Source organism: Hamadaea tsunoensis DSM 44101 (assembly GCF_000428945.1).
Taxonomy (GTDB): domain Bacteria; phylum Actinomycetota; class Actinomycetes; order Mycobacteriales; family Micromonosporaceae; genus Hamadaea; species Hamadaea tsunoensis.
The window spans coordinates 130,005-130,866 of the sequence record NZ_AUAX01000027.1 but is presented as its reverse complement, the minus strand read 5'-3'; the positions used below and the strand labels follow the sequence as shown (position 1 = coordinate 130,866).

General features: G+C 66.6%; 2 rRNA genes and 1 pseudogene. All 3 read left to right on the top strand.

Annotated features, from left to right (window positions below):
• Positions 1-97 (top strand): 23S ribosomal RNA (locus tag G401_RS0131670); the annotation flags it as partial.
• Between the two features lie 110 nt (positions 98-207).
• Positions 208-324 (top strand): 5S ribosomal RNA (gene rrf / locus G401_RS0131665).
• Between the two features lie 92 nt (positions 325-416).
• A pseudogene (locus G401_RS58805) lies at positions 417-862 on the top strand (hypothetical protein); the annotation flags it as partial.

Below are 862 nucleotides of genomic sequence, written 5' to 3'. Positions count from 1 at the left end.
TAAGGCCCCCAGATAGACGACTGGGTTGATAGGCCGGAGATGTAAGCCCGGTAACGGGTTCAGTCGACCGGTACTAATAGGCCGAGGACTTAACTAACTTCAAACGACTTTGATGTCTCGCGTCCACTTTTCACATCACGGCATACAAACAGCCCCGACCCGATCTCGGATCGGTGTGTTCAGGGTGGTTTGACATGTTGATAGTGTTACGGCGGTCATGGCGGAGGGGAAACGCCCGGTCACATTCCGAACCCGGAAGCTAAGCCCTCCAGCGCCGATGGTACTGCACCGGGGACGGTGTGGGAGAGTAGGACACCGCCGGACAAACTTTCCAGTTGAGGGCCGCCCTACCCGGGTCGGCCCTCAACTGCGTTTATGCCGCGGAAATCGCCCGCGGTGATGGAAGGATATAGCTCGTGACCTCGTCTGCTAATGACAATCCGCGCTACGGCAGCGCCGACAAGCGCGACGGCTCGGGCCGGCGCGACTCCGACCGTACGGGCGGCCGGCCCACGGGTGAGCGCCGATACGGCGACCGAGAGCAGCGGGGGAGCACGAGCGACCGCCGGGACGGCGGCTTCCGCAGTGGCTCCACCGGTGACCGGGCGCCCCGCCGTGACCAGGGCGAGCGTCCGTCCTATGGCGACCGCGGACCGCGGCGTGACTTCGGGGACCGCCGGGACTCCACCGAGCGCGGATCCTACGGCGACCGTGGCCCGCGCCGCGAGACCGGCGACCGTCGTGAGGGCGGTGGCTTCCGCTCCGGTGGTGACCGTCCGTCCTATGGCGACCGTGGTCCGCGTCGCGACGGCGGCACCGGTGGTACTGGTGGCTTCCGCGGTGGCGGTGAGCGTACGGAGCG